This window comes from Paenibacillus sp. FSL R5-0810, assembly GCF_038002285.1.
Classification (GTDB): Bacteria; Bacillota; Bacilli; order Paenibacillales; family Paenibacillaceae; genus Paenibacillus_AQ; species Paenibacillus_AQ lactis.
Genome location: NZ_JBBOCF010000001.1, coordinates 4,143,672 through 4,166,934 on the forward strand (window position 1 = coordinate 4,143,672; position 23,263 = coordinate 4,166,934).

Below are 23,263 nucleotides of genomic sequence, written 5' to 3' on the forward strand. Positions count from 1 at the left end.
CCTTCATCAAACGCTTAAAATGCTCAAAACAATCAAACGCTCAAGCGGCTCCGATACTCCACCGGGGTTACCCCGGCATGGGACTTAAACGTCTTCGCGAAATGGCTTACATTATCATAGCCGAGGCTCTCGCATATTTCCCCGACGGTATGGTCGGTGCGCAGCAACTGTTCCTTCGCGCGCTCCATCTTCATTCGGGTGACATACTCAATAAAGGTGATTCCCGTCTCCTTCCGGAACATCCGGCTGAAATAGCTTGGATTCAGGTGCAGGAAGCCCGCAACCTCATCAAGCGAGATCCGCTGGTCCAGCCGAAGGGACACGTACCTGCATGCCTCGGCGACCTCGGTTCTTCGGCTTCCTCCCCATCCTCTGCCGGCCTCGCGGGCCGTCGATGCGAGATACGCCTTCAGCCAGACATGCAGCTCGCTCAAAGCATCCATGTCCATCATCTCTTTATGCAGCGTATCGGCCGCATAGGTCTGCGGCATGGATGGCAGCAGATGGAGCCTCAGCTTCAGCTTGAGATCAAGCATGAGCTTAAGTAGCCAGTCCTTGACGGCTTCGGGAGCGTACTCGGCTTCGCGGATGCGCGAGATCCACCGGTCCGCCGTGTCCTCATCGCTCGGCCCGGCTTTGCCAAGCAGCATCTCCAGCAGTTCCCGGCTGGCCTGTTCATAGCAGTCGTACAGGCCGGAGGCGCTGCCCACTTTGGCGCCGCCTTGCTTCGGCTTGATTTTCTCGATCGTCCCGGGCTCCATATAAAACCGCTGATGCTCGCTGCCCAGCAGCTCCCCGAGGCCCAGCTTCAGCGACTGAGGGCTGTCGCAGCCGGTCCCGATGATGAAGGACATGCGGATCTTCAGGATCCGGAAGAGCGTGGACTGCACTTGTCTTAGACAGGCTCCGACCTCATCGTAAACGTTATGCCGGAGACCGGGGCGGTAGGAGAACAGCAACAGCGAGCATCTTGGGTCATACCGGATATGCACGGCCTCCGGCTTCAGACTCCCCAGCACCTCGCGCAGCACATTGCCAAGGGCGAAGTGGAGGGTCTGCTCCGAAGCGAAGCGCTGCTTGATCTGCCGCAGCTCCTCCAGATAGCCGATCACGGGAAGGCAGTGATCATTCCCCCGGAGCACGCCGAATTCCGACAGCTCATGCCGCCATTTTTCCGGGGACAGAAGCGGCTGTTGCACGAAATCCTTCATGCGCTGCTCCCGCCGCAGCTCCTGAGCTTCGGAAGCCAGATGCCGCATCCGGCTCTTCTCCCAGCCCTGCTCGGCTTCCTCATCCATCCCCTGCTTGAACCGCACAAGCAGCCGGGCGAGCTCGCTCGGGTCCAGCGTCTCCTTCAGCAGATAATCCTGGATGCTTAGCCGTATCGCTTGCTGCGCATAATGGAATTCGCTGTGGCAGGACAGAATGGCGATGCGCACATCCGGCTTCACCTCGCGAATCCGTTCCGACAGCTCCAATCCGTTCATCCTTGGCATGCCGATATCCGTGATCAGAATGTCCGGCGGCTGCGTCTTGGCAAACTCCCAGGCGCTTAATCCGTTGTCGTAGCTTCCCATCAGCCGGAGGCCCATTTCCTCCCACGATATCGTCTCCGACAGCAGCTCGATCACCGGATAATCATCATCGACCAGCATCACGTTATACATCGGCATTCCCTCTTTCCGGTATATACATTTCGATCACCGTCCCTTGACCCTCTTCGCTGTAAACAGCGCATTGAAACCCGGAACCAAACACCATCCGCATTCGTTCCATGACGTTGGACAGGCCGATGCCGGAAAAGCCGCTCCCCGGCGCATCCATGGGAGACGATGTGCGAAGCGCTTGAGAATCCGAATCCGAACCCGCATCCGAACCCCTATCCGAACCTGAACCGGCCATATCGCCACCGGCAGCGCCGGAAGAACTCGCAGTCACCGTACGATCTCCCGTCCCTGTCTGCCCTTGCCCTTGGAAGCCTTCAGGGACGACCGCGCTCGGCCTGCCCCGTGCGGCATCTTCCGCATCAGCAATGGCGTCGCCCGCGCCGAGGCGCAAGCTGCGGGCGATCCGCTCCCGCACCGAAGGGTCCATGCCGGCACCGTCATCCTTCACGCGCAGGATGATGCCCCCCGGCTCCACCACAGCCGTGATCGAGATGACCCTTGCCCGCCGGTTCAGCCCGTGGATGAGCGCATTCTCCACGATCGGCTGCAGGAAGAAGCGGGGCACCTTCAGCAGCAGAGCCTCCGAAGCGATGTCAAGCTCCAGCCTGACCTCCTCCTTCTGTCGCAGATTCATAAGCGCCAGATAATGAGAGATCAGCTCAAGCTCTTCGTGGAGGGCGATCTCATCCTCCTGCCGGCTGATCGTCATCCGGAGCAGCATCGACAGCGAGCCGATCATTCTGGCGCTTTCCGGGTCCCCCCGCTTCATGACCTTCATCCGGATCGAATTCAGAACATTGAACAAAAAATGCGGATGAATCTGCGCCTGCAGCATTTTCAGCTCAGCCTTTCGTTTTCTCGATTGATTGTCGGATATTTCGAAAATCATGGTCTGGATGCGGCTCAGCATATCGTCAAACAGATGCCCCAGACGCCCGATTTCGTCGTTGCCCCGAACATGCGAGCGCACCTCCAGGTTTCCCCGCTGAACGGCAGCCGCAGCCTTGCCGAGCCGGACCAGCGGTTTCGTAAACGTACGTACAAGTCCGATCAGCAGCATGAGAAAAACCAGAAAGGAGCCCATTTGAAGCAGAAATGCGCGGCTAAAGATCGCATTGATATTAACGATCGCATCCTTATAAGGCTGCATCAGCACCAGCCGCCACCCGGCAAAGGGGATATCCTGCTCCACCATTAAATGCTTCTCGCCGTCCATCGGCATGATCGCGTAAGGAGCCGATCCGCTCCATTCCTCCACGTACGGGAACTTCGTACCGATACGTTCAGGATGATGGGAGGATACCACCATGCCGCTGCCATCCAGCATCAGCACGTCGCTCCCTTCGGATAGGGAGTCGAAGATCCGGCTGATTTGATCCTCCGTAAAGCTTACGATGACATACCCGTAGATATCCGAATCCGGAAGCCGGAGCGTTCGAACGACGGACAGCTGATACGGATGATCCATCCGGTCGGAGCGAAATACCGTCTCCTCGGGTCCAACCCAGAGCGACTCCAGCCCCTGAAGCCGGTGGATCCGGTCGAACCAGGGCTGGTCCATATAATCAAGCGGATTGTAATCGCTTACGGAATAGTTCATGTAATAGGCGCCGCTGGTCAGCAGCACCGTGACATAGCTGGGCTCGCCTACGACCGTCAAGCTTTCGATATGCTCCAGCACACGTCGGGATTCCACGAACCGATCGTATGGATCGGCCTCCTCATTGCCGGAGGCGACCTGTTTGAAATACGAGTTCAACGTGGAATTCACCTGAATGTAATTGGCGATATTCAGCTTGCTTGAGAGCAGATTCGTCACCGAGCCGCGGATCAGCTGGAGCGCGTCATTCGCATTCTGTACGGCCTGCTCCTTCAAAGCCTCCTTCGTCATCGCATTGTAGAGTATTAAGCTGACGAGTGCCGGCACCGCGATGCAGGCAACCGACGCCCAGATCAGCTTATGGCGGATGGAGCTCGGCACCCACCTCTTCAGCCGGGTCAACATGTCCTTCACCCCGAGATCCTCAAACTTTCTGTTGATGCCAAGAAGGGACGAAGATTTCGCCCCTTTGGTTTTTTCTGTCATTATATCAGATCATTTTTGGTTAGATTCGATAATTTTGTTCACACGTTCTTGGGAATTGCGGATCGTCTGATCGATATCCTGATTTCCGAGAATGAGCTTCTCGTACTCCTCGTTAATCGCCTCATAGACCTCGGCTTGATACGGAGCCGGCGGAACGATGGCGGAAGCCTTGGAAGCAACCAGGGTATCGATGAGCGATTTCTTGTCGACCTTCTCCGGACTTTTCGTTCCGGCGAGAATGGTGTCGATGATTTTCTCGACCTGCTCGCTCTTGACACCCTGCCATGCCGGAATGTTCTTGCCTTGGACAACCTGACCTTCGGTCGTGTACCAGCGGACGAACTTGTAAGCCTCCTCCTTATGCTTGGACTTGGCGGCAACAGCTACGTAGTCGGTCGTTACCGGCGTAAGTCCGGTCGGATCGCCCTCCTTGTTTTTCGGGAACGGGGCGACGGCGACCTCGAACTCAAGGGGCACTTTATCGGTTCCTCCGATCTCCGTGTTCATCCAGCTGCCGATCGTGATCATGCTCGCCGATTGATTGAAGAATTGGGTCCGGTAATTCAGCTTCTGCGAAATCATGTCTGTGTACGGCACGGAGGATTGATCCTCCTTCTCCATGCGCACCCGAAGCTCCAGCGTCTCGCGGAAGGTCGGGTTATCCAGATTGGAGGTGCCGTCGGCTTTCAAAAAGTCGGTGTCCTGCGGCTGGTTCGCCATTTTGAGCTTCAGAAACTCCAGCCATCCGCCGCCCTGCGGCCCGTGAAAATACGTTCCGTAACGCTTGGCAGAGCCCTCGCCTTGGGTCAGCTTTTTCGCGTAATCCGCATAGTCGTCCCAGGTCCAATCGGTCGGAACGGCAAGCCCCGCCTCCTTAAGATGGTCCTTGTTCAGCAGCACGTACCACGGATTGAATTTACCGGGAAGCGCATACACTTTTCCATCCAGACGGGTGTCGACCTTGTAGTCCTCCTCCACGCTGAAGCCGTCCTTGGCGATATATTCATCCAGCGGCTCCGCCATCCCAAGCGCCACCCGCTGGGCATAACCGGCCGGGTCGCTGAACATGAGGATGTCCATCTGCGCCGACGATGCCGCTTCGAGATCCAGCTTCTTGAAGGCCTCCTGGGTGTCCCCCTTCTCGCTGAGCTGGACGAGCTCGATTGTCACGCCGGGCGTCTTCGCCTCGTACGCCGCCAGCGTCTCCTTCCAATTGTAAGCTTCCTCCGTGCCGTACGTATACAGTCTGAGATTGATCTTGCCGCCCTCTTGCCCGCTCTCTCCCTGCGCCGTTTGCTCCTTCGCGCCGCCGCACCCCGACAGCAGCCCGAGCAGCAGCGTGCCGGCCAGCAAGCCGGCTTGCCATTTCTTATTCAACATTCGATTGCAACCTCCCCATGTTTTCGATTGGATCCCGTGATGATGGGTCGTAGCTGTTGATCTATTGCAGGCCGGCCGATTCGGCCTTAGCCCTTGACGCCTCCTAAAGCAATGCCTTCAATGACGCTCTTCTGCCCGATGATGAACACGATGAGCAGCGGAAAAATCGCCGAGACCGCAGCGGCCATGATCAGGGAATAGAATTCGCCGCTTAATGACGTGAATTTCTGCATCGCCAGCGGAATGGTGAACAGCCCGTCGGTGCGCAGGAAAATCAGCGGATTCTGATAGTCGTTCCAAGTCCAGATAAACCGGAGAATGGCGTAGGTTGCAACGGCTGGCTTGACCAGCGGCAGCGCGATCGACCAGAAAATGCGCGGATGGCTGCCTCCGTCGATTTTCGCGGATTCGATAAACTCCTGGTGCACGCCCATGAAAAATTGCCGCAGCATAAACGTTCCCAGCACGCTAAAGCTGCCGAGCACGATCAGGCCGAAATGGTTATCGAACAGACCGATATTGCGGTACAAAATAAACTGCGGAATGAGGATTGCCTGACCCGGAATCATATAGGTGAAAAGTACGATCAGAAACAGCCATTTTCCTGCGGCGAACTGGATTTTCGAGAAGCCGTAGGCCGCCAGCGCCGACACCAGCGCCGAAATCGCGGTGGTCAGCAGGCTGACCTTGATCGAATTCCAGTAGTAGAGGTAGAACGGGTAATCGCCGAACCACACCTCCTTGTAATTTTCAATGGCGTTCCATTCCCTCGGGATCCATTGGATCGGGTAAACGAAGACGTCCTTTTCCACCTTGAAGGAAGTGATGAGCATCCAGACAAAAGGGAGCAGGAACAGGATGCTGACCGCGAACATGACCGCCGTCACGAACGCCTTGCGCCAGTCGGCCCGAAGTAGCGTGTGCATGGTTTCCTCCTCCTCTCTAGTAGTTGACCCATTTCTTCTGGGCCGCCCACTGCCCGAGCGTGATCAGCATGACGAAGCCGAACAGCACGGCCGCAATGGACGATGCATACCCAACCTTCAAATTCACAAACGCCGTGTCGTACAAATACCAGACCATCATCGTCGTCGATCCGATCGGCCCGCCCTGGGTCATGACAGCGATAATGTCGAACACCTTGAAGGTCGAGATGATTCCCGTTACCAGCAGGAAAAAGGATGTCGGCGACAACAGCGACAGCGTAATCCGCCTGAATTTGGTCCATCCATTCGCCCCGTCAATCTCGGCAGCCTCGTACAGGTCCTTCGGTATGGATTGCAGGCCGGCAATGTAGATAATCAGATTGAACCCGATCGAGATCCACACCGAGATCATCATGATCGAGACGAGCGCATAGTTCGGATCGGCGATCCATTTGGGCGGGCTCGCGATGCCGATACTTCGCAGCACCTCGTTAATCGGACCGTAGGAAGGCTGGAACAGCACCTGCCACACGACCGCAACCGCGACGATGTTCGAAATGTACGGCATGAAGTAAGCGACCTTGAAGTATCCCTTCATGTACACATGCCGGTCGATCAGGATCGCAAGCGCCATGGAGATGATCATATAGATCGGGACCGTCAGCAGAAAGATCATGTTGTTTCGGATGGACTTTAAGAAGATATCATCCTCGAGCAGACTGCGGAAATTCTGCAGTCCGACCCACCGGATGCCGTCCCAGCCCTGCACGAAATTCCAATCGGCAAAACCGAGCACCAGCGTTGCGATAATCGGGAACAGGACCAGAATCATGACGCCGATCAGCATCGGACTGATAAAAACCATTCCCCATAGCTGCTCTCCCCGCCGGAGACTCCTTCCGAAGCCCCTGCGCCTGTTGGTGCCGGCCCTGTTGTTGCCGGCCTCGTGCAGGCCCGGAGGAGGCGAGCTTTTCATTGTGCGTGCCATGTCCGACCACCTCGATTGTTTCGGATGGTTTCAGTATAAAAAAAATACCGTCAACGCATTGACGGTATTTTGATCAGATTCCCTTTAATTTTTACCTTTGCTCCCCTTGCAGGAACTTCTCTTTAAACCATGAGGACGCCATGCCGACCTCGGACCGGCTCAGCTGATGGCCGCCGTTCTCCCAGTGCAGCTTCACGTCGGCGCCCGCTCCGCTCAGGAGCTCATTCAGATCCTCCGTCTCCTGCGGAGGACAGATCGGATCGCGCCGTCCTGCCGCAATGAACACCGGCACGCCGCTCAAATCCGGCAGCGTCTTATCGCGAAGCGGAACCATCGGGTGATGGAGGATTGCCCCTTGCAGTGCATCCCCCCGGTCGAAGAGCAGGCTGGCCGCGATATTCGCGCCATTGGAATACCCGATGGCCACGATCCGGCTGCGGTCGAATTCATACTTCTCCGCCGCCCAGTCCAGAAACGCATGCAGCTCCTGGGTCCGTTTTACGAGATCCTCCACATCAAAAACGCCTTCGGCCAGACGCCGGAAAAATCTCGGCATCCCGTTCTCCAGCACATTCCCGCGGACGCCCAGCACGTTCGAGGCCGGCGACACCATCTCGGCCAGCGGCAGCAAATCCTCCTCGTTTCCCCCGGTACCGTGCAGCAGCAGCAGGGTCGGCGCCTCGGCGGACGTGCCCTTCCGATAAATATGTTGATGCTCCATATGACAAATCTCCTTTCGGTCCATTCAGCTTATTTTCATAGAATACCCATAAAGCATTTACTAATTATCTTTAATTCAAGATTCTTTAATTAAATCATACCATGGATTTCATGAATTTCAAGTGCGAAATGGACTCGAGGAAGGTCAGGCTCCTACTGCATCCGGTACCGTACGCTGATTATCGTTCTCTTGAGGCTTCGCAGGCCTCCTTGATTCAATGGCTGCGATTCTTCTCTCCCCACTCGCATAATCCTTCCAATACCGGTAATAGCGTTTCCGCCTTAGCAGTAAGACTGTACTCGACTTTAGGCGGAACCTGAGGATACTCCTTCCGGTTCACCAACCCGTCCGCCTCCAGTTCCTTTAGCTGGGAGCTCAATGTTTTATAAGTAATCGCTCCTATTTGCCTTTTCAGATCATTGAACCGGACCGGTTGGTTTTCTGCCAAAAGGTAAATAATAACCATTTTCCATTTGCCGCCAATCACCGACAAGGTGTAACCAAATGGCGTGTCTTGAATATGCTTCACCTTGCCTTTATATTCAGCCATGCTCATCTTCACACTATCCTTTCGGGTAGTACCTATCATATTTGTGCGTACTACATTTTTATTTGTGCTCATTTTATACTTGCCTTACTTTGAAGTAAAGGAGATAAAAACATGACTCAAAAAACCATTCGTCTGTTAATGCCGCAATGGCAAGGAGGCAATAACCCTAACTACTCTTTTGGAGCAGAGCTGCTTGCCTGGCTGGCTCCCGACAATGACCAGCCCCTTATTCATGTGCCTGTTCAAGCATATGATGGAACTCCGCTTGAGAAGGAGAACGGCATGCATGGAAGAACCCAGCTGCTCGAACAATTAAAATCCGCACAGCATCTCATTGATGCTCATAAACCGGATCGCATTGTCATGTTTGGCGGCGACTGTTTAGTGGAACAAGCCCCGTTTGCCTATTTAAACGAACGATATGGCGGCGAATTAGGTTTAATTTGGATCGATGCTCACTCTGATTTGGTTAATTACGTCGGGTACGATAACGGACATGCGCTGCCGCTCGGAAATCTTTTGGGAGAAGGAGATAAGGATTTCGCACAACATGTAAAAGTCCCGCTAAAGCCTGATCATGTCTTTATCGCCGGATTAGCGGCGCCTACAGAGCAAGAAGCGGAAGTGATTTCAGAGGCATTTCAAAGACTGGGAATAACTACTGCAGAAGCAGATACAGAGGTCATCCAACGATTAGGTATTCGAACGGCCAGTTCTGAAGAGTTAGCGAACAGTACGGAACCGATCAAAAAATGGATCAAAGAGCACGGCATTAAGCACCTGGCGATTCATCTTGATCTAGACGTGCTTGATCCAAAAGCATTTCGTTCTCTATTATTCGCAAATCCTGAAGATCCCTTTGATCTGTCTCCTGCCGGAACCATGCAACTGCCTCAACTGCTTAAACTATTGAAAGAGCTATCTGAGGAAACGGATGTCGTAGGACTAGGTATAACGGAGCATATGCCGTGGGACGCCATATATTTGAAAAATTTGCTTGGAGAAATACCTATTTTAAACAAGTGAACAAGCACATGCTCCATTACGGATCCATACGGGCTTCCAGTCCCTGAACGGCACCCTGCCGACTTAAAAAGGAAAAGAGGCCTTCCGAAATGGAAGGCCTCCCTTGTTGTATTCTCTATATGATTCCGTACGTGTTCCCCCGTAACAGAGACCATTATACCAGAAGATAAGAACTATGTCAGCGAGTGATTTGTCATTTCTCACAATTTTTTTACGATTTTATTAGTTAATCTTCCAGATCGATGGATGGTATAGCATATTTTTTCAGGATTATGCAAAATTTGATTCCAGCCGCTCCCGGGTACGATATATAGACGAATTAAACCGTTTCGCTCAATATATCGCTGATTGAAAGTCGCTCTTTTGGATTTTTGCATAATCCTCATTCAGAAAAATTGCAATCGTTTTGTTAAAGCCCCTTGCGGTACGGCGAATGCCTGCGCCCGCTTGAAGTTGTTCGGGGCACCCCGAACGATGGTCAGCGCCTTGTAATATTCAATAAACGGAAAGCCATAGGTTTCTCCGCGCGCATAGGCATATACATTCATGGCCTTGACCCATGTCTCGTAGGCTTCATCCGGAATATCGATAAACACCTCGGGATGAAAATCGTACGGATCCTCCCAGTTGTCGGCGTAGTACAAATGCTGCGCATAATGCGAAGGCAGCTCGCGCTCGATCGTCTTCAGGCCGGCATAAAAGCGGGCGTCCTCCACAATGTAATGCGTATTGGAATGATCTTTATGAATGCTCCCTTTCCAATGGGTAATGATGATATCCGGCTTCACTTCCCGGATGACATCGGCAACCTGGTACTTGACCTCCTCGTTGAGCGGAAGCTCTGCGTCCTTATAGGCAAGAAACCGGACATCGGCCCCGACGATATCAGCGAATTGGTGCGCCTCCTCTATCTTCTGCTTTGCATAATCTTCGGGAGTCATACGGGGATGCCCCTTTTCTCCAGGTGTCAGATGCAAAAATGTCGCTTTATGTCCTGCCTGCGTATATTTAGCAATAACCGCGCCTGCTGTCAGATCCATATCTCCCGCGTGACCGCCGATCGCCAGAATGTGGTGCTGGTTCGCTTCCGTCATCATAAGTCCTCCCCTTATCGTTCGCGTACGATCTAATGCAATGACTTGCTCATAATGTCAAACCGGCGTGTGATCTGAAATCCCGCTCTCCGATACAGATGCCCTGCCGGGCTTTGCTCGCCGGTCCACAAAAACCAGGCGCCGTGGAGTCCCTGCGCCCGCATTAGGGCCAGGCAGTCGTACAGCAGAATTTTTCCAAGCCCCTTGCCTTGCATGGAAGGATCGACGCCAAACGGGCCGAAGCGCTCGGCAACCCCTTCGTACCCGCCATGGAGGCAAAAACCGACCAGCTTCCCCCGGTCCCTCGCAATCAGAATCTGATCCAGCTTCAAGCGCTGAAGCAGCCCCTCGCGGATCGCCCGGCCCCAATCGGGATTAAATACGTCCGTGGCAAAAGAAATCAGCTCCACCAGATCGCTGTCGGAAGCCGCTCCAAACGTAAAGCCCTCGTTCTCGCGCTGCCGCTTCAGCTCCGCTACGTCCGGCGGTACGCGGAAATCGATGAGCGAGCGGTTCATTGCAGCCGCCGTGTAGTTTCTTGTGAACCCCGCCGCCTGCAGGAAGGCAAGTCCCTCGGGGTAGCTTTCACCGTCGATCCCCGGAACGATATAATTCGGCGCGTACGAGGAGAAGAACACCTTGCTGCGCCCATGACTGCGAAGAAACGCTTCCGCCTCCTCCAGCAGCCGCTTCGCAATGCCCTGCCTGCGCGACGAAGACGCGGTTCCGAAGAACGTGATCCATCCGTGTGCGGGTTCTAGCTCCGTGCCGATCATCGGCAGCCTTCTCCGCACGGCATACAGCGCACCGGTAATGGTTCCCTCCTCCTCAGCGACCCGCAGCCCCTCCGGATCAAAATTCGGATCGAGCAGGACCAGATTGCGGAACCGCAGCCGGGTAACCGGATCTCCCGTTAAGCAGGCATTCCACAGCGCTATAATCCCTTCCTCGTCTCCAGGCCGGTATGACCGATAAATGATGCCGCTCACCATGCACCGCCTCCATCCCTTAGGTATCAACTTATGAACACTTCATTGCCCAATAAGCAAGTATTTGCAGCACAGCGTAATGATTCAGTAACTGACTGCCCCTGACGAATGCCGACCTAAGCACAATCCCGCTTGGTGTATTCGTTGAGCCAGCATACGAGGCTAATTCGGATCGCGAACTGCGCCGGTGATGGCGTTATGCACTTGGACCCGCAGCTCTTTGACGCTGCTGCTCCGTCCGCCGTACACCCGGTTGGTCAGCAGCACGACGGCAAGATCATACGCGGGGTCGATCCACAGGCTTGTACCGGTGAAGCCGGTATGGCCATAGGCGCGTTCGCTCATCCAATCGCCGGAGGCATCCATGCGGTCTCCCTTGAGGACCCAGCCAAGTCCGCGGTTCGCACCCGGAATCGCTGCCGTATGCGGCTTGATTGCCGTTCGCGCCGCAGCAAGTGACAGGATGCGTGCAGGCGACGATGCTCTTGCGGCAGGCGACTGGATGCGTGCCGATGACGATGCTCCTGCGGCAGGAGACAGGCTGTGCGCCGGTGACGATGCTTCTGCGGCAAGTGACAGGCTGTGCGCCGGTGACGATGCTCCTGCGGCAAGTGACAGGCTGTGCGCCGGTGACGATGCTTCTGCGGCAAGTGACAGGCTGTGCGCCGGTGACGATGCTTCTGCAGCTACCGCTGTTCCGGTCTCGGTATTGGATGCTGCCCCCGCATCGGCTTCGATATCCGTGAGAACAGCTGCACCTTCATCAGTCTGGCCACTAGGTGCAGGAACCGCCCCCTCAAGCAGCCACATATGGGCATATCGCAGCAAATCCCCCGCCGTCGCGAATAGTCCGGCATGACCACATACGCCGCCGAGCGCTCTCGCCTTCTCATCATGCACCACACCGCATAAATGGCCCTGGAATTCCTCGTCATACTCGGTCGCCGCGTACCGGCCGAGCTGCTCCAGGGATGGCGTTAAGGTGGAATCAAGCATGCCGAGCGGTTCAAATACCCGCTGTCTTACCGCCTGGTCCAGCGGCATCTGCAGCAGCTCCTCGGCGATGCGGCCGAGCGTCAGGTATCCCAAATCACTGTATACTACGTTCATGCCCGTTTCGCTTGAGAGCGGGGAAGTCAGCACCGCGTCCCACATCTGCTCCCGGCTCCAGCCGTGGGAATGAAGATTCATATCCGCCGCAAGGCCCGAGGTATGCGTCAGCAGCTCGCCTACCGTAATCGCCATCTTACCGGAGGCTCCGAATGCCGGAACAATATCAGCCGCTTTCGTGCTAAGCGTAATCCTTCCCTCATCCACCAGCTGGAGAATCAGCGGAAGCGTGACCGCAACCTTCGTGATGGAGGCGCAGTCATATAACGTGTCCTTGTGGACAGCTGCTGGCTCGCCTTGCTTCGGATCCGGATCGGCAAACCCAGCCGCATAAAACCACGTCTCTCCGCGATGCAGCACGCCCAGTACAGCGCCGGGCATAATTCCTGCATCAATGGCCCGGTTTACGGCCGCGCAAGCGGCCTGAAGACCGTTCATGTCCAGCCCCAAACGTTCCGCGCCCTCGTTTCGATTCACAACGCAACCACTCCTTTCCGTCAATATGCTCTTTTTTTTTGAACCATGCTCCCGACCTTTGTAAATTCAGCCCGCACTCTCACCATTGTAAACGCTTTACAAATCCATTATATGACTTGTGAAATTTTGTATCAACAAAATATATACAATATAAAATTTTATTTCGTGGCAATCATCGATTTTCATAAAAATGATATTTTTTTCATCAGAAAGGTTTGTTATATATTGACAGTTGAATTCGCTTTCATTAAAATATGGGTGAATATAACGCTCGCACAAAATAAGGGCCATGCATTCCTTAACCGTACACCCGGTATGGAACAACCCCGGTATCTCAATTCGAGAAGCCGGGGTTTTTTGTCGCCGGATTTCATAAGGAGGTGATGCAATTAACTGCGGACAAGCCTTACCACTTCTAACGATTACATAGGAGGTAGAGTATGAAGAAATTGATGAAAATGACAGCCGCGCTGTCCCTCGCGTTATCCCTGACGCTGGGAATGTTTACCCCTGCCCATGCAGCGCCGGATACCTCGGTATCCAATAAGCAGAACTTTAGCACTGACGTCATCTATCAAATTTTTACGGACCGGTTCTCGGACGGCAATCCAGCGAACAATCCGACGGGCGCGGCGTTTGACGGGACCTGCACGAATCTCCGATTGTACTGCGGAGGCGACTGGCAGGGGATCATCAACAAAATCAATGACGGCTACCTGACCGGAATGGGCGTTACGGCCATCTGGATTTCCCAACCGGTTGAGAATATTTACAGCGTCATCAATTATTCCGGCGTCAACAATACGGCCTATCATGGCTACTGGGCGCGGGACTTCAAGAAGACGAATCCGGCATACGGCACGATTGCTGATTTCAAAAACCTGATTGCCGCTGCACATGCCAAGAACATTAAAGTGATTATCGACTTCGCCCCGAACCATACGTCTCCGGCCTCTTCCGATCAGCCATCCTTCGCGGAGAACGGGAAGCTGTACAATAACGGCACGCTGCTTGGGGGATACACGAACGATACCCAAAATCTGTTCCACCATAACGGCGGCACCGATTTTTCCACGACCGAGAACGGGATTTACAAAAATCTTTACGATCTCGCCGACCTGAACCATAACAACAGCACCGTAGACGTCTATTTGAAGGATGCCATCAAAATGTGGCTGGATCTCGGCATCGACGGCATCCGCATGGATGCGGTCAAGCATATGCCGTTCGGCTGGCAGAAGAGCTTTATGGCCACCGTCAACAACTACAAGCCGGTCTTCACCTTCGGCGAGTGGTTCCTCGGCGTCAACGAAGTCAGCCCGGAAAATCACAAGTTCGCCAACGAATCCGGCATGAGCCTGCTGGATTTCCGGTTTGCTCAAAAGGTTCGCCAGGTGTTCCGGGATAACACCGACAATATGTACGGCTTGAAATCGATGCTGGAGGGCTCCGCAGCCGATTATGCCCAGGTGGATGATCAAGTGACGTTCATCGATAACCATGACATGGAGCGGTTCCACAGCAGCAATGCAAACCGCCGGAAGCTGGAGCAGGCGCTGGCATTTACCCTGACCTCCCGCGGCGTCCCTGCCATCTATTACGGCACCGAGCAGTATATGTCAGGCGGGAACGACCCGGACAACCGGGCACGGATCCCTTCCTTCTCTACGACAACCACCGCCTATCAGGTGATCCAAAAGCTTGCTCCGCTGCGCAAATCCAATCCGGCGATCGCCTACGGATCGACGCAGGAGCGCTGGATTAACAATGACGTGCTGATTTATGAGCGCAAATTCGGCAATAATGTTGCGGTCATTGCCATCAACCGCAATCTGAGCACGCCGGCTTCCATCTCCGGCCTGGTCACTTCTCTGCCGCAGGGCAGCTACACCGATGTGCTGGGCGGCCTTCTGAACGGCAACACCTTAACCGTGGGCTCCGGCGGAGCCGCTTCGAACTTCACGCTCGCCGCCGGCGGCACAGCCGTATGGCAATATACAACGGCCACGACGACCCCAACCATCGGGCATGTCGGTCCGATGATGGCCAAGCCGGGCGCATTGATCACCATCGACGGACGCGGCTTCGGTACCAGCAAAGGCACCGTCTACTTCGGGACGACGCCGGTAACCGGCGCGAACATCACGTCCTGGGAAGATACGCAGATTCAAGTAAAAATCCCTGCGGTTGCAGGCGGCATCTACAATATTAAAATCGCGAACGCCGCCGGAGTGTCGAGCAATGTCTACGACAATTTCGAAGTGCTGTCCGGCGATCAGGTTAGCGTCCGCTTTGTCGTTAACAATGCGACAACCTCCCTGGGGCAAAATGTGTTCCTGACAGGCAATGTCAGCGAGCTGGGCAACTGGGATCCGGCCAAAGCGATCGGCCCGATGTACAATCAGGTCGTTTACCAGTACCCGAACTGGTACTATGATGTCAGCGTACCGGCAGGAAAGACCATTGAATTCAAGTTCCTGAAAAAATCAGGCTCCACCGTCACTTGGGAAGGCGGAAGCAACCATACCTTTACCGCACCAACCAGCGGCACGGCAACCATTAATGTGAATTGGCAGCCGTAAGGGATTGAATTTATACAAAATAAAGCAACAGCAAGCGGCTCTGGAGATTCTCCGGAGCCGCTTTGCTTTTAGCTTGTTTCTACTTTGAGCAGCCTTGAGCCGGTGAAGTCCAGCTTCAACAGAAGCAGACGGAACCCTGCTGCAGACATAAGTGCTTCCCTGTACCTGGCCAAGCGCACGATGTAGTGGAGAGGACAAATCGATTCCGGAAAAGCGGAGCGGTCGCCTTTGTCTCCGATATTCCACCATTAGCAAATTATATTCAGGAATATCGGGGACAACAGCGATTGGAGGAACGATATGTACTCGGAACGTACACCAAAACAAGCTCCGCTGGACTCCTTAGGGAACTGCACACGAAAACAAGCTCCGCAGAATGATATCGCGGAGCTTGTCTATTATCCCTCCCCAGCTTGAGCCGGTGAAGTCCAGCTTCAACAGAAGCAGACGGAACCCTACTGCAGACATAAGTACTTCCCTGTACCTGGCCAAGCGCACGATGTAGTGGAGAGGACAAATCGATTCCGGAAAAGCGGAGCGGTCGCCTTTGTCACCGATATTCCTCCATAGCGAAATATATTTCAGGAATATCGGGGACAACAGCGATTGGAGGAACGATATGTACTCGGAACGTACACCAAAACAAGCTCCGCAGGATGATATCACGGAGCTTGTCTATTATCCCTCCCCAGCTTGAGCCAGTGAAGTCAAGCTTCGACAGAAGCAGACGGAACCCTGCTGCAGACATAAGTGCTTCCCTGTACCTGGCCAAGCGCACGATGTAGTGGAGAGGACAAATCGATTCCGGAAAAGCGAAGCGGTCGCCTTTGTCTCCGATATTCCACCCTTGCGAGTTATATTTCAAGAATATCGGGGACAACAGCGATTGGAGGAACGATATGTACTCGGAACGTACACCAAAGCAAGCTCCGCTGGACTTCTTAGGGGACTGCACACGAAAACAAGCTCCGCAGGATGATATCGCGGAGCTTGTCTATTATCCCTCCCCAGCTTGAGCCGGTGAAGTCCAGCTTCAACAGAAGCAGACGGAACCTTGCTGCAGACATAAGTGCTTCCCTGTACCTGGCCAAGCGCACGATGTAGTGGAGAGGACAAATCGATTCCGGAAAAGCGGAGCGGTCGCCTTTGTCTCCGATATTCCACCGTTAGCAAATTATATTCAGGAATATCGGGGACAACAGCGATTGGAGGAACGATATGTACTCGGAACGTCTCCCGTGCGCAAAACACCCTTCAGAAGCACTATGCACATAAATATTACGTCTGCTCGCAGAGCGAAACTTCAACCGTGCGCAAGACTCACGTTTTGAATTGCACCAACGACTGACGCAGCCGCTCGGACAGCTCCTCCAGCCTTCCGGACAGGGCGACCAGCTTCTCGCTCACCTTAAACTGCTCCGATGACATCGAGGCGACCTCTTCGGTAGCCGCGCTCGTCTCTTGCACGATAGCACTCGCCTCTGTAATGGAACCGGTCAGCGTATGCTGAGAATCCATCAGCTGCTCCACGGCCGAGGCGGAGCCAGCAATCTCCGCAAGCAGCACATCCATCTCCCGGCGCACATTAGCGAATACCTCTTGCGCTTGCTGCACGGAGTGCAGCTGCTCGTCAAACAGAGGCGATGCGGACCTTAGCGCATCCACTGAGCGCTGGACCTCTGCCTGGATTTCCAGGATCATCTTGCCGACCGTCTGAATGGATTCCTTCGACCGGTCCGCCAAGCTTCGAACTTCATTGGCAACGACCATGAATCCGCTGCCAGCGGCGCCGGCCCGGGCCGCCTCGATCGTTGCATTGATGGACAGGATATTGGTCTGATGCGTGATGTCCGACATCAGCTCCAATATTTTATGAATGGATGCGGTATTGGTCTGGAGTTTCTCCGCATTGTGCACGATGCTTCGATTTACCTGGTGGATTCTCTCCGACTGTCCCACGAGGCTATCCATATGGAGAGCACCGTCCCCCGTTACATCAAGGACGCGGTCAGCCGCCGACTTGATGATCCGATTCGATTCCGACACCCTATTCATCTGCATGCCAATATGCTCGGCCAGCTGATTTTCACGCTCCGCCTCCGCGGCGAGGTGTCCGCTGCCCTGAGCAATTTGCTCCATCGCTGCGGCAATTTCGCCGGCGGTGATCGAGGTTCCTCTGGACGCCTCGGCCAGCTCCCCGGCTGTCGCCAGCACTTCACGCGCGGAGACATGGGTCTGTTCAACGAGAGCCGAGATTTGCCCCATCATGCGGTTGAAGCCGTCGCCCAGGCGGCCGATCTCATCGGCCCGCTGAAAGTCGGTGCGAACCATCAGGTTCCCCTTCTCTCCTTCCTCCATTAGACTGCACAGCTGATTTAGAGGACGTCCGACCGTACGCATCATATAATAGCCAATCAGCACCGCAATGACGATCGCTGCTGCGATGACCCCAAGCGTGATGCTGAGCAGCTTGTCCGTAGCCTTTACGAAATCGCTGACCGGCGCGAATCCCACCATATACCAAGGAGCTGTTTTTAACGGCGTGTACACGACCATCTGCGCATCGTCGGTATAATAGGTCCCGCTTGCTTGCGCCCCTTGGGGAACCGTTATGGTTGAAGGCTGCATGAGCTGCGTGAGATCCGCGTCATACACGATTCGGTTATCCGCCGCGACCATTCGCATCCGCCCATGTTCCCCGATCCTCAGGTTGGACAGGACCTCGCCGATCGCCTGCTCCTTAATATCTATCAGCAGCACGTACTGGGCATGAGGCTGCTGGAGATTTTTCAGCAGCCGCCCCATCGTTATGGAGGCCAGCTTCTCATTTCCCATGAACCCTTTCGCCTCCGCCGGGAACCAGACGGGTTCGCCGTCCGCTTGAAGGATGCGGTCAATCTTGGTTTTTACCGTATCGGCCGACGATAAGCCGGAAATCCCCGTGGAGTTATAAGAGCTCTGCACGGTCATAGCCGGCGAAATCAATCGCATGCCGACAAGCCGGCTGTCCGACGAAGCGAAGCCGTTCAGCTTCTCCCGAATCCGATTCTCCGCCTCGGTTTTGGCCCGGATGCCGACGTCCGGCGTGCTGACCGTAACCAGATCTTGGCGAAGCACCGTATCCAGCGCCCATTGCCGGGATACCCCTTCATATTGGGCCAACAGGAAATCAAGCTTGTCCGCCGCCTGCACCATTTGTCCCGACGTCGCCTCGGACACCTGATCCATGACCGTATCCTTTGCTATGGAATACGACAGCAGACCAAGCCCTGCGGACAGCGCAACGACGGTTGTAAAAAAAATGACGAACAGCTTCATGCCAACCGCTTTAAATTGAAAGCGCGTTTTAACATTCATCGTTATGTACCCCCTGCACCCAAATTCATGCAAATGAGAATTTTGCAAAAATCCAAAGAGCAACTCCCATTCTGTAATATATGGAGCGTCGATTTTGCTCGCCCATCGAATACAGCCGGAAGCGACGGAATCGATTTTTGCAGTATCCCAGAAATGAAAAAGAGACACAGCAAGCGTTAACCGGCTGTGTCTCTTCGCTGTGATCCCTCTAAAGTTTGCTTCTTTCTATCTAAAGCGCGAATGGATGTAACGCTTATCATCTGGCTCTTTAGCTTTGGATCCAGCTTAACCTTTGCTCGCGCCTGCCGTCATGCCGTCAACCAGCAATCGCTGCAGGAAGATAAACAGGATCGTAATCGGCAATGCAATCAGAACCGAAGCCGCCGCGAACAGCGTAAAGTTACTGTCCTGGGTGGAGTTGACCAAATCCCATAGACCGACAGCCAGCGTCCAGTTCTCTTTCGTCCGCAGTACGAGACGGGCAAAGATGAAATCTACCCATGGTCCAACGAATAGCGTCAAGCTCATGTACGTAATCATCGGCTTCGACAGCGGCAGAATGATTTTGCGAAAAATCTGGAAGTTGGTCGCACCGTCGATTTTGGCCGCCTCATCCAAGCTGCGCGGAATCGTATCGAGGAAGCCTTTCATGATAAGCGTTCCTCCCAGCGGCGCCCCGGCCGCATACACGATAATCATCGCCGCATGCGTATTCAGCAGGTTCAAGGAGTTGAGCAGGATGTAGATTGCAATCATACTCATGAAGCCCGGGAACATGCCTAGCACGAGAATCGTGGACAGCGCGTTCTTACGGCCTTTGAACCGGAAACGGGAAACCGCATAACTCGTAAGCAGTACGAGGATCGTACCGATCACCATCGAGAAGAGTGCGATTTTGAGCGTATTCATATACCAGGTTTCGAACAGGAAGCTCTGGGACGTGAACAGCTCTTTGTAATGATCCAGCGTAAATCTTTCAGGAATCAGGGACTTGCTATAGAGCGACTTTCCGGGACGGAAAGAGGACAGAACAATCCAGAGCGCCGGGTAAATACAGCAGATCGCGATAATAACCAGCAAAATGTAGCTAGCCGTTAACCGGATCGCGTTTCTCATTTTAATTCCCATTATTGGATCATATCCTCCTCTTTAAATGATCTGGTTCGGCGATAGTTGTAAATCGAGAAGGTCGCGATAATCAGGAAGATAATGATCCCGATCGCCGACGCCATATTATATCGCTGCTGATCCAGTGTCAGCTTGTAGAGCCAGGTTACCAAGAGGTCCGTTGCTCCCGCATATTGATAGTCGCCCACCACCGGGTTCCCGTTGGTGAGGAGGAAAATCAGGTTGAAGTTGTTGATATTACCGGCGAACTGCGTAATGAGCACCGGTGCCGTCGAGAACAGAATCATCGGCAGCGTGATAATTTTGAATTTCTGGAAGCCGGATGCCCCGTCAACGTCAGCCGCCTCGTACAGGTCCTTCGGAATCGTTGTCAGCACGCTCATAACCAGCAGCATGGATACCGGAATGCCGACCCACATGTTAACGATGATGACGGTTACCTTCGCCCAGAACGGATCGGTCAGCCATGGAAGGCCGTCCATACCGAAATATCTTAAATACTGGTTAATCGGTCCGAATTGGCCGTTGAACATGTTGCGCATCACGAGCAAGGAGATCAGCTGCGGAATCGCATACGGAATGATCAGGATGACGCGCCACAGGCCTTTGAAGCGAATGCCTTTTTGCTGAATAAGCAGCGCTACCAGCACCCCGCCGAAATACGTGGTCACCGTGGCAAGCACCGCCCAAATGATCGTCCAGGTCAGTACTCCGAAGAAGGTGTGGCTCCACGTTTTTAAGGCAACGAGATTCGTAAAGGTTTTAAAGCCTACCCAGTCTACCAGATTGGCAGGCGGCAGATTGTTCGGTGCGGAATAGTTCGTGAATGCCAGCAAAATCATGAATATGATCGGCATGATCGTAAAGAACATGATACCGATAGCCGGCAAGGTCAGAAACGACTGCGCAAATTTGATTTCAAAAATATAGTTAAGGGTTTGTTTAAAGTTATTGGGTGCGATCCCCATGTCCCTTTGTTTTCCAGCGTTATATGCGTTCTTGATATTGGCATAGTATCCAACAAGGAATACGGCCAGCATCATGACTGTAATTAGACCTTCAATCAACAGATTGATGGAGTGGTCGCCTGCTACCATTTGGGTTAATCCGTTAACCTTCGCTAAATGGCTTCCCTGGTCCCCCAGCGTTGCCATGCCCCAGATTGCGTCTCCGAGGTTATTGATAAAGTAATACAAGCTGAATACGCCTACGATAAGCAAAAGAATGCCTTTAATCCATTGACGATTGTAAAGCTGACCCAGACCCATGCATATAGCTGACAGTACAGCCGCTATCGTACGATGTTGACGCATGCTCCCTCCAATCTCCTCTACCGTATAATCGAGGAATCACCCGCCGACCATCGGCGGGTGAACTTCTTCATCTTTTTCGTGTTATGAAGCTGTATGTCCCTTACTCGCCGCCTCCGCCGCTGTTCAGGTCTTTAACTTGGTTTACGGCTTTATCAAGCGTTTCTTTAATGTCTTTATCGTTATCCCAAATTTCAGACAGGGCAGCGCCTACAGGAGACCATACGTTAGCCATTTCCGGTACGGAAGGCATTGGCTGGGAAGACTTGAACTGCTCCGTGAATGCCGATACGTACTCGTCATTCTTGATTTGGTCATCTTCTTGCGCTTCGATGTTCGTTGGAACCGAGCCTACCAGGGCGCTCAGTTTCAGTTGAGCTTCTTTGGTCGTTGCAAAATCAGCGAACAATCTTGCAGCTTGCGGATATTTCGTGAACGAGCTTACATACCAAGCTTTGATACCGGAGAACGATACGGCAGGCTGTCCGCCGATGGCCGGGATTGGAGCTACGCCGAGCTTGTCGCCGAGCGCTTCTTTATATCCGCCAAGCTCCCATGGTCCGTTGATATCCATTGCCAGATCGCCGGAAGTGAACAATCCGCGCTTGATGTCAGGCGTGATGTCGCCGGATTTAACCGGAAGGATTTCTTTCAGGCTAGCGTATACTTCCATACTCTTTACGGCACCCTCGTTGTTCAGACCGATGTCATTGACGTCCGTGCCACCGCTTCCAAAGATGTAACCGCCGTTGGATGCGAGGAATGGATAAGCAAAGTACAAGTTACCGGTTTCAAACATGAAGCCGTATTTATTCTTGTTCTTGTCTGTGAAGGTTTTGCTGAACTCGATGACTTCTTCCATCGTTGTAGGAACTTCCTTCACCAGATCCTTGTTATAGTACATCAGGTAAGTTTCAGCCGCACGCGGGTATCCGTACAGCACGCCGTCGTAGCTGACACCTTGGATCGCTGCTTCCGTGTTACTGCTCTTTGTTTTTTCCTCGAATACGTCGTTTGGCAGAACCAGGTTCGTCGTAACGGCTTTACCCAGGTTGTCGTGCGGGAACAATACGATGTCCGCAGCCAGTCCGGATGGTCCGTCCTGCGCAAGCTTGGTTACTTGGTCGGTTGGGGACAATTCTTCGATCGTAACTTCTACGCCGTACTTCTCGGTAAATTCCTTGGCAATCTCATCCGTATAGGCTCTTTCGTCACGGCTCTCCCATACGACCAGCTTCGCGCCTTCTTCAGGCTTCAGTTCTACGGTTTCTGTATTTTCAGCCGGCGTCTCTGTCGCAGGCGGGTTCTCTGCAGGCGCTTCCGCAGCCGGAGTACCCGAGTTTCCTCCGCATGCCGTAATGGAGAATGCCAGCGTGAAGGTTGCAGCCAGCGTCAGAATTTTCTTCATCTTCATTCCATGATTACCCCTCTCAATAATGATCAGAAATGTTGGAAATCTGCGCAAACGATTTCAGAAAATTTTCAGCCTCTCTTTTTCTATGTAACGTTTGGCGAGAAACCAAGGAAAAATTCCGGTGAGAAAGCGCTTCATCCACTGTAGACATCATACAACATTTCGGATTGATTGCAAAAACGTTTGCACAGATCGTTTATCCCCGATTTTCGGCCAAAATCCTATAATATCTCGCTTATTCACCCTATATCGTAGGTTATCGTAAAAATATGTGCGCAAGATCCTGTGCAATTCAGTCATTTTGCTCTCCAAATCGGACAGGTTCGCCCGGAAAATGCTTCATTGTTGCACAAACGTTTGCACATTTGCAAATACCTCTTTTACCGCTGATAAGATGAACCGTGAAACGCCATGGCTATGGCGTTTCTATTCAGTTCGCCCTAGTTTCAGCCAATATT

Annotated in this window: 16 protein-coding genes; 2 read left to right on the plus strand and 14 right to left on the minus strand. The window is 53.5% G+C overall.

The window, feature by feature from the left end:
• Positions 1-32 precede the first annotated feature (32 nt).
• The 7 genes from MKX76_RS18475 to MKX76_RS18505 form a co-directional block, all read right to left on the minus strand.
• Positions 33-1,667, minus strand: coding sequence for a response regulator transcription factor (locus MKX76_RS18475; RefSeq protein WP_341034394.1), 1,635 nt, complete (start codon positions 1,665-1,667; stop codon positions 33-35).
• Positions 1,660-3,672 (minus strand): sensor histidine kinase, encoded by a 2,013-nt coding sequence (locus tag MKX76_RS18480; RefSeq protein WP_341035060.1) that lies wholly within the window; start codon positions 3,670-3,672, stop codon positions 1,660-1,662. Before MKX76_RS18480 ends, MKX76_RS18475 begins: the two co-directional genes overlap by 8 nt.
• A 90-nt stretch (positions 3,673-3,762) precedes the next feature.
• Complete coding sequence (locus MKX76_RS18485) at positions 3,763-5,133, minus strand: ABC transporter substrate-binding protein (RefSeq protein WP_007132704.1); 1,371 nt, start codon at positions 5,131-5,133, stop codon at positions 3,763-3,765.
• An 86-nt stretch (positions 5,134-5,219) separates the two neighbouring features.
• On the minus strand, positions 5,220-6,059 hold the full coding sequence (locus MKX76_RS18490; RefSeq protein WP_007132705.1) for a carbohydrate ABC transporter permease: 840 nt from the start codon (positions 6,057-6,059) through the stop codon (positions 5,220-5,222).
• A gap of 16 nt (positions 6,060-6,075) precedes the next feature.
• Entirely contained in the window at positions 6,076-7,047 is a 972-nt protein-coding gene (locus tag MKX76_RS18495) for a carbohydrate ABC transporter permease (RefSeq protein WP_341034395.1), read from the minus strand.
• 91 nt (positions 7,048-7,138) lie between these two features.
• Positions 7,139-7,768, minus strand: a complete 630-nt coding sequence (locus MKX76_RS18500; RefSeq protein WP_007132707.1) for an alpha/beta hydrolase — start codon at positions 7,766-7,768, stop codon at positions 7,139-7,141.
• 214 nt (positions 7,769-7,982) lie between these two features.
• A complete protein-coding gene (locus MKX76_RS18505) occupies positions 7,983-8,324 on the minus strand; it encodes a winged helix-turn-helix transcriptional regulator (protein ID WP_007132708.1) in 342 nt (113 codons plus the stop codon).
• Between the two features lie 105 nt (positions 8,325-8,429).
• On the opposite strand from MKX76_RS18505, the gene MKX76_RS18510 reads away from it, so the two are divergent.
• Positions 8,430-9,344 (plus strand): arginase family protein, encoded by a 915-nt coding sequence (locus tag MKX76_RS18510; RefSeq protein ID WP_007132709.1) that lies wholly within the window; start codon positions 8,430-8,432, stop codon positions 9,342-9,344.
• 386 nt (positions 9,345-9,730) lie between these two features.
• Here the strand turns inward: MKX76_RS18510 and MKX76_RS18515 are convergent, their stop codons facing one another.
• The 3 genes from MKX76_RS18515 to MKX76_RS18525 all read right to left on the minus strand — a co-directional run bounded on the left by MKX76_RS18515 (position 9,731) and on the right by MKX76_RS18525 (position 13,014).
• On the minus strand, positions 9,731-10,441 hold the full coding sequence (locus MKX76_RS18515; protein ID WP_245256221.1) for a PIG-L deacetylase family protein: 711 nt from the start codon (positions 10,439-10,441) through the stop codon (positions 9,731-9,733).
• Between the two features lie 29 nt (positions 10,442-10,470).
• Positions 10,471-11,430 (minus strand): GNAT family N-acetyltransferase, encoded by a 960-nt coding sequence (locus MKX76_RS18520; protein WP_210095585.1) that lies wholly within the window; start codon positions 11,428-11,430, stop codon positions 10,471-10,473.
• Between the two features lie 159 nt (positions 11,431-11,589).
• On the minus strand, positions 11,590-13,014 hold the full coding sequence (locus MKX76_RS18525; protein ID WP_341034397.1) for a serine hydrolase domain-containing protein: 1,425 nt from the start codon (positions 13,012-13,014) through the stop codon (positions 11,590-11,592).
• A gap of 440 nt (positions 13,015-13,454) precedes the next feature.
• Between MKX76_RS18525 and MKX76_RS18530 the strand changes: the two genes are divergently transcribed.
• Positions 13,455-15,596 (plus strand): alpha-amylase family glycosyl hydrolase, encoded by a 2,142-nt coding sequence (locus tag MKX76_RS18530; RefSeq protein WP_007132713.1) that lies wholly within the window; start codon positions 13,455-13,457, stop codon positions 15,594-15,596.
• 1,320 nt (positions 15,597-16,916) lie between these two features.
• Here MKX76_RS18530 and MKX76_RS18535 read toward each other — a convergent pair.
• From MKX76_RS18535 to MKX76_RS18550, 4 genes are all read right to left on the minus strand, one after another.
• On the minus strand, positions 16,917-18,953 hold the full coding sequence (locus MKX76_RS18535; protein WP_213617273.1) for a methyl-accepting chemotaxis protein: 2,037 nt from the start codon (positions 18,951-18,953) through the stop codon (positions 16,917-16,919).
• A 285-nt stretch (positions 18,954-19,238) separates the two neighbouring features.
• Positions 19,239-20,081 carry a sugar ABC transporter permease gene (locus tag MKX76_RS18540; protein ID WP_007132715.1) on the minus strand — a complete coding sequence of 281 codons (843 nt, stop codon included), beginning with the start codon at positions 20,079-20,081 and terminating at the stop codon, positions 19,239-19,241.
• Positions 20,081-21,394 carry a sugar ABC transporter permease gene (locus MKX76_RS18545; protein WP_007132716.1) on the minus strand — a complete coding sequence of 438 codons (1,314 nt, stop codon included), beginning with the start codon at positions 21,392-21,394 and terminating at the stop codon, positions 20,081-20,083. Before MKX76_RS18545 ends, MKX76_RS18540 begins: the two co-directional genes overlap by 1 nt.
• Before the next feature lie 100 nt (positions 21,395-21,494).
• Positions 21,495-22,805 carry a sugar ABC transporter substrate-binding protein gene (locus MKX76_RS18550; RefSeq protein ID WP_341034398.1) on the minus strand — a complete coding sequence of 437 codons (1,311 nt, stop codon included), beginning with the start codon at positions 22,803-22,805 and terminating at the stop codon, positions 21,495-21,497.
• Positions 22,806-23,263: the final 458 nt, after the last annotated feature.

What these genes read in the sequence shown, in the direction of transcription:
- MKX76_RS18475 (WP_341034394.1), bottom strand. Translation starts at nt 1,667, where the DNA reads ATGTATAACGTGATGCTGGTCGATGATGATTATCCGGTGATCGAGCTG.
- MKX76_RS18480 (WP_341035060.1), bottom strand. Translation starts at nt 3,672, where the DNA reads ATGTTGACCCGGCTGAAGAGGTGGGTGCCGAGCTCCATCCGCCATAAG.
- MKX76_RS18485 (WP_007132704.1), bottom strand. Translation starts at nt 5,133, where the DNA reads ATGTTGAATAAGAAATGGCAAGCCGGCTTGCTGGCCGGCACGCTGCTG.
- MKX76_RS18490 (WP_007132705.1), bottom strand. Translation starts at nt 6,059, where the DNA reads ATGCACACGCTACTTCGGGCCGACTGGCGCAAGGCGTTCGTGACGGCG.
- MKX76_RS18495 (WP_341034395.1), bottom strand. Translation starts at nt 7,047, where the DNA reads ATGGCACGCACAATGAAAAGCTCGCCTCCTCCGGGCCTGCACGAGGCC.
- MKX76_RS18500 (WP_007132707.1), bottom strand. Translation starts at nt 7,768, where the DNA reads ATGGAGCATCAACATATTTATCGGAAGGGCACGTCCGCCGAGGCGCCG.
- MKX76_RS18505 (WP_007132708.1), bottom strand. Translation starts at nt 8,324, where the DNA reads ATGAGCATGGCTGAATATAAAGGCAAGGTGAAGCATATTCAAGACACG.
- MKX76_RS18510 (WP_007132709.1), top strand. Translation starts at nt 8,430, where the DNA reads ATGACTCAAAAAACCATTCGTCTGTTAATGCCGCAATGGCAAGGAGGC.
- MKX76_RS18515 (WP_245256221.1), bottom strand. Translation starts at nt 10,441, where the DNA reads ATGATGACGGAAGCGAACCAGCACCACATTCTGGCGATCGGCGGTCAC.
- MKX76_RS18520 (WP_210095585.1), bottom strand. Translation starts at nt 11,430, where the DNA reads ATGGTGAGCGGCATCATTTATCGGTCATACCGGCCTGGAGACGAGGAA.
- MKX76_RS18530 (WP_007132713.1), top strand. Translation starts at nt 13,455, where the DNA reads ATGAAGAAATTGATGAAAATGACAGCCGCGCTGTCCCTCGCGTTATCC.
- MKX76_RS18535 (WP_213617273.1), bottom strand. Translation starts at nt 18,953, where the DNA reads ATGAATGTTAAAACGCGCTTTCAATTTAAAGCGGTTGGCATGAAGCTG.
- MKX76_RS18540 (WP_007132715.1), bottom strand. Translation starts at nt 20,081, where the DNA reads ATGGGAATTAAAATGAGAAACGCGATCCGGTTAACGGCTAGCTACATT.
- MKX76_RS18545 (WP_007132716.1), bottom strand. Translation starts at nt 21,394, where the DNA reads ATGCGTCAACATCGTACGATAGCGGCTGTACTGTCAGCTATATGCATG.
- MKX76_RS18550 (WP_341034398.1), bottom strand. Translation starts at nt 22,805, where the DNA reads ATGAAGATGAAGAAAATTCTGACGCTGGCTGCAACCTTCACGCTGGCA.